We start from the raw sequence: 5608 nt of genomic DNA, 5'->3' as shown, positions 1-5608 counted from the left end.
GCGGCCGGAGCGGCGGCGTCGGCCGGCGCGGCATCGGCCGGCTTGTCGGCGGGCTTGTTGCACGCGGCCAGCGCCAGGGTGACGGCGGCGGCCAGGAACAGGACCTTCAATTTCATTGCGGACTCCATGTGGCGGTAAGTGATGAGGGTGGCGGCTCCATTGCCAGGCCAGCGAGTGGCGCCATCCCGCGCGTCGTGGTCACGACGCGGCTACGAGATACACGACCTGAACGAGAGGCGTGTTACGAATGTGTAAAAACCCGCCAATCGCGGCCATCGAATGCCTCCAACGGTCGGAATCGGCGCTTGTAGTCCATCTTCGGATGGCCGGCGATCCAGTAGCCGAGGTAGAGGTGGCGGCGGCGTTCGCGCCGCGCCCATTCGATCTGGCGCAGGATCGCCAGCGTGCCCAGGCTGCGGTCGGCGAGCTCGGGGTCGTAGAAGGTGTAGACCGCCGACAGCGCGTCGTCGACCACGTCGGTGACCGCGACCGCGAGCAGGCGGCCGTGGCCGGCCTCGCGCAATTCGAGGAAGCGGTTTTCGCTCCAGCTGCCGATCAGGAACTGGTCGAACTCGATCGCGCCGTGCCCGTCCATGCCGCCGCCGGCGTGGCGCGAGGCGAGATAGCGCCGGTACAGCGCCAGTTGCTCGGGCGTGCGCTCGGCGCGGTGCACGCGCATCTCCATCTGCGCGTTGCGCGCCAGGCAGCGGCGCTGGCTGCGGTCGGGCGCGAAGCGGTCGACCGGGATGCGCACCGCCACGCAGGCGCGGCAGCCGCTGCAATGCGGGCGGTAGACGATGTCGCCGGAGCGGCGGAAGCCCCAGCCCAGCGCGTGCGGATACCAGTCGCGCAGGCGCGGATCGCGCGGGTCGAGGACCAGGTCGCGGGCGATGCGTTCGGGCCAGTAGCCGCAGGCGTGCTCGCCGGTGTGGAACAGGCGGAGGTCGTCGCTGTCCGGCTGCGGTTGCGTGCCCATGCGCTCAGCATAGCGCCGGGTCGGTGAGTTGCGCATGCAGTGGCTCCCGGTTTGCGCAGCCGCGCGGCGCGAGTGCGGCGCTGAACGGTGCGGGTGGCGGGCCCGGATCGGCGCGGCCCTTGTCAACCGCCACGCGGCCCGGGCGTTGATCCGGTCATCGGCGCCGCGGTGGCGCCTGACGCAGGAGTCGACGATGACCCGTTTCCCCCTCTACCTGGCCGCGATCACCGCGGCCGCCATGTTCGCCGGCGCGGCGACCGCCGTGTTCGCCGCGCCGCAGGACGCCGGTTCCGGCGCCGGCGGGCAGCAGCGTCCGCGCGCGAAGATCGACGCCAACGGCGACGGCGTGATCTCGCGTGAGGAAGCCGCCAAGTTCCCGCGCCTGGCCGAGCGTTTCGACGAGCTCGACAAGAACCACGACGGCAAGCTCGACGCCAGCGAGCGCCCGCAGCGCCGCGGCGGACGCGAGCACGGCGGCCGTCATGGCGGCGCGGGCGGCGCGGCCCGGCTCGACACCGACGGCGATGGCCGAATCAGCCAGGCCGAGGCGGCCAGGTCGCCGCGGCTGGCGCAGAACTTCGCCCAGGTCGACGCCAACAAGGACGGCTACATCGTGCGCAGCGAACTGCGCGCCTACATGCAGCGCGAACGGCCCAAGCGGGAGGCCGAGCGGGCCAAGCGCTTCGACGCCAAGTTCGCCGAAGCCGACCTCAACCACGACGGCAAGCTGAGCAAGATCGAGGTGCAGGAAAAGATGCCGCGGCTGGCCTCGCAGTTCGCCTTCCTCGACGAGAACCGCGACGGTTTCCTGAGCAAGAGCGAGCTCAAGCCCGACCCGCGGCGCTGAACCCCGGCGGCCGCGATGCGGCCACCGACCCCTCCCTGGCTGTAGTTCAGGGCGCCGCGAGGCGCCCTGTTTTTATGTATCGCGTTTTATCCGTCGCGCGCGGCCGGCATCGCATCGGCGCGCGCTCAGCCGAAGCGGCCTTCGTGGTGCAGCACCCAGACGATGGTGGCGAGCAGGAAAACGCTGCTCCACACGATCGCCTCGGTGCTGAGCATCCAGCGATAGGTGCGGGTGCGGCGCAGGTCGTAGCCGGTCTCGCGCCGGGTGCGTTCGATCATCGGATCGATTTCGCGCGGGATCCAGCGCAGCAGCTGCCAGGTCATCGCGCCGATCGACAGCAGCGCGAACGTCAGCGGCGCCAGCCAGCCGGAGGTGATCGCCAGCACCGCCAGCAGTCCGAAGCACACCAGCGCGGCCAGCGTCGTCGTCGCCATCAACAGGCGGTACACGCGCCGGCGTTCCTGCGCGTCGCGGGCATGGCGAAGCAGCACCCGCCCGGTGACGTAGGTGCCGACCGCGCCGCCGAGAATGCCGCCGATCACGCCGCCGAGCTGCAGTCCGAACTGGGCGCCGTGCGCGAGCGCCGCGCCGTCGCCGGCGAGCGGCGCGTGCAGGCGTTCGAGCATGGCCATCAACCCGCCGCCGGCGACGCCGCCGCTGGCCGAGGACGCGCCCAGGCCGAGCTTGCCGGCCAGGCCCGAACCGGCCGCGCTGCCGGCCACGGCGGCGGTGGCGATCGACGGCGGCGCCAGCACGCCCAGCGCCGAGGCGACCATCGTGGTGAAGCCGACCGACGGCGCGCTGGCGCGGGCGAACACGGCGAAGCGTTGCAGCAGTTCCTCGCGCACCGCGCCGCGCGCGCGCGACAGGCGCTTGCGCACCGCCGCGTCGCTGAGCCCGAGCAGGGCGGCGACCTGCTGCGAGCTCTGGCCTTCGCGGTAATACAGCAACAGCGTTTCGCGGCTTTCGTCGGGCAGCGCCGAGATCAGCTCGGCGGCGACGCGGCTGCGCTCGGCTTCGAGCAGGCGCTCCATCGCGTTGGGGCCGGGGTCGGCGGCCAGTTCGATCGCCAGGTCCGCGTCCTCGACCTCGCGCGGCGGGCGCCCGCGTCCGCGCAGGTGGTCGCGGGCGAGGTTGCGGGTGATCTGGCGCAGCCACGGCAGGAGGCTGGCCGGGTTGTGCAGCTTGCGGATGTTCTGCCAGGCGCTGAGGAAGGCTTCCTGGGCGATGTCCTCGCTGGCGTGGACGTCGCGCACCATCGCCAGGGCGATGGCGGTGACCGAGTTCTGGCAGGCGCCGACGATGCGCGAATAGGCGGCGCGGTCGCCGCGCGCGGCCAGCGGCAGCTCGTGGCCGATCAGCGAGAGCAGGGCGTCGGCGTTCATCGCGGGCGGCGTCCGGCGGGGATGCGGTGGGCGGCGTGGCGCATGCGGTCGGGTTCCTGGCTGCGGCGGCATCGGGCGATGCCTGCAGTCCGAGACGGCGGTGGCCGGGAAATGTGACCGCTTGGCGGCGGTTTCTCTGCGCAGAAGGCCGGCCGAGGCAGGCGCTCTTGCAGGTGCGGCTTGTAGATGCGGCTTCTTGTGGGAGGCGCTTCTTGTGGAAGGCGCTTCTTGCGGGAGGGCGGCTGTTGTGGGGCGGCGGCTCTTGTGGGAGGGGCTTCAGCCCCGACGCTTTCCTGTCGGACCGCTCGAAGCTGCAAGGCGGCTGATACAAAAGCGTCGGGGCTGAAGCCCCTCCCACAAGAGCCGGTCCTCTCAAGATTCGGCACCTCTCAAGATTCGGCGCCTCTAAGAGCTAGCGCCTCTGAGAGCTTGCACCAACAAGACCCAACTCCCACGAGAGCTGGCACCTACAAGAACCGATTCCCACACAAGAGCCGGCACCTACAAAAATCGACTCCGACAAGCGCCGGCGCCACTCCCGCCGCTCACCCCATCGCGCGCACGGTCTTGAGCGTCTTCACCACCCGCCACGTCCCGTCGACGCGCTCGACCGCCAGGGTCTTGTACACCGCCACCGAGCGGTTGAAGTAGGCGCTGTATTCGATCGTGCCGGCGTCCTTCGAGGTCGGCCGGAACGCGCGCAGTTCGATCAGCTCGGCCGGCTGGCCGTCGCGCGCGCGGCTGCCGCTGTCGTCGGCGATTTCCTCGCACTGGCTGGCCGGCAACAGGCGCAGGCCCGGCCGCGCCAGCGCGCTCAGCAGCGCGCGCGGGGCGTCGCCGCGGTCCAGGCGCAGGCACTGGGTCGGCTGGTCGGCTTCGGCCAGCTGCGCGGCGAACACCGCCTGCGCCAGCGCGCGCGGCGTGGCCGCGACGCTGCCGTCGTAGGCGCGCGCGGCCAAAGCGGTTTCGGCCGGGTCCACCGGCGCGCTCGCCGCCGGGCGATGGCGCAGGCCCTGGAACAGCGCCAAGCCCATCGCCACCGCGATGCACACCAGCAGGCCGACCTTGATCCGCAGCATGCGCTTGTCGCCGGGGCGGCGCGCCAGCTCGGCGTCGGAGCGGAACCGGTACGGCGCCTGGTGCGCCTGCTCGCTGCGGGTGCTGTCGATCAGGCCGGCCTCGCGCAACAGGTCGCGCGCGCGCAACTGGTCTTCCGAACGGATCACCCACACCGTCGGCCGCTCGCCGGCTTCCTCGCGATAGCTGAAGCTGGAGCGGCGATTGCCCTTGTAGGAACGGTCGTTGGTGACCCGCACCTCGATCCCGGCCTCGCGCAGCAACTGGGCGACGCCTTCGACGTTCTCCAGGCGCGAACTGCTGAAGACCTGCCTCATCTCATTCCTTCGCCGGTACGTGGGTGGCCGCGGCCGGGTCGGCGACCACGCGGATCAGGCCTTCCTGCGCGGTGCTGGCGACCAGGCGGCCGTCGCGGTCGTAGATCTGCCCGCGCGCCAGCCCGCGCGCGCCCTGCGCGCTGGGGCTGTCGATCGAATACAGCAGCCACTCGTCGGCGCGGAACGGGCGATGGAACCACAGCGCGTGATCCAGCGAGGCCATCTGCACGTTGGGCTGGTAGTAGCTGATGCCGTGCGGAAACGTCGCGGTGCCGAGCAGATGGAAATCCGAGGCGTAGGCCAGCAGCGCGCGGTGCAGCTCGGGCGCGTCGCCGACGCGCTCGCTCAGGCGGAACCACACCTGCTGATACGGCGGCCGCTTGGGCGGGTTGAGTTCGTCGCGCGGATACACGTGGCGGAACTCGAACGGCCCCTGCCGCGACAGCCAGCGCTGGACCTTGTTCGGCAGCGACGCCATCACCTCCGGCGGCACCGGCGGCGCCGGCGCGATGTCCTCGGGCTTGGGCACTTCCGGCATCGACAGCTGGTGCTCGCCGCCGTCCTGTTCGACCTGGAACGAGGCGGCGAGGAAGAAGATCGGCTGGCCGTGCTGGATCGCGGTGACCCGGCGCACCGAGAAGCTGCCGCCGTCGCGGGTGCGGTCGGCCTGGTAGACGATCGGCGCTTCGATGTCGCCGGCCTTGAGGAAATAGGCGTGCAGCGAATGCGCCGCGCGCGCCGAATCCAGGGTCGCCTGCGCCGCCGACAGCGCCTGGCCGAGCACCTGCCCGCCGAACACGTACTTGGTGCCGATGTCGCGGCTCTGGCCGCGGAACAGGTTGTCTTCGAGCCGCTCCAGCGACAGCAGTTCGATCAGTTCGGAGACGGGTGAGGAGGTCATCGGACGGTCGGATGGGGAGTCGCGGGGAGTATAGCGGGACGGCGGACACGCTCCGGGCGCGCGCGCGGTGCGCGGCGGGGCTTGCGCGGCAAGGCGCGGCGGGCG

The 5608-nt window shown here is 71.5% G+C and carries 5 protein-coding genes; 1 reads left to right on the top strand and 4 read right to left on the bottom strand.

Annotated elements, in window-relative coordinates; translation table 11 throughout:
* Nucleotides 1-241: 241 nt before the first annotated feature.
* A complete protein-coding gene (locus A7A76_RS18775) occupies nt 242-976 on the bottom strand; it encodes an arginyltransferase (RefSeq protein WP_241201034.1) in 735 nt (244 codons plus the stop codon).
* 193 nt (nt 977-1169) lie between these two features.
* Here A7A76_RS18775 and A7A76_RS18770 point away from each other — a divergent pair, with 193 nt between their 5' ends.
* On the top strand, nt 1170-1823 hold the full coding sequence (locus A7A76_RS18770) for an EF-hand domain-containing protein (RefSeq protein WP_206412635.1): 654 nt from the start codon (nt 1170-1172) through the stop codon (nt 1821-1823).
* A 125-nt stretch (nt 1824-1948) separates the two neighbouring features.
* Here A7A76_RS18770 and A7A76_RS18765 read toward each other — a convergent pair whose 3' ends face one another.
* From A7A76_RS18765 to tesB, 3 genes are all read right to left on the bottom strand, one after another.
* A complete protein-coding gene (locus A7A76_RS18765; protein ID WP_206412634.1) occupies nt 1949-3208 on the bottom strand; it encodes an RNA polymerase sigma factor in 1260 nt (419 codons plus the stop codon).
* A gap of 545 nt (nt 3209-3753) precedes the next feature.
* Complete coding sequence (locus tag A7A76_RS18760) at nt 3754-4602, bottom strand: hypothetical protein (RefSeq protein ID WP_206412633.1); 849 nt, start codon at nt 4600-4602, stop codon at nt 3754-3756.
* Nucleotide 4603: 1 nt separating this feature from the next.
* Nucleotides 4604-5503 (bottom strand): acyl-CoA thioesterase II, encoded by a 900-nt coding sequence (gene tesB, locus A7A76_RS18755; RefSeq protein ID WP_206412632.1) that lies wholly within the window; start codon nt 5501-5503, stop codon nt 4604-4606.
* Between the last annotated feature and the right edge of the window lie 105 nt (nt 5504-5608).

Origin of the sequence: Lysobacter enzymogenes, assembly GCF_017168095.1 — a bacterium.
GTDB lineage: Bacteria > Pseudomonadota > Gammaproteobacteria > Xanthomonadales > Xanthomonadaceae > Lysobacter > Lysobacter enzymogenes_D.
This window is presented reverse-complemented; position numbering and strand designations above follow the sequence as displayed.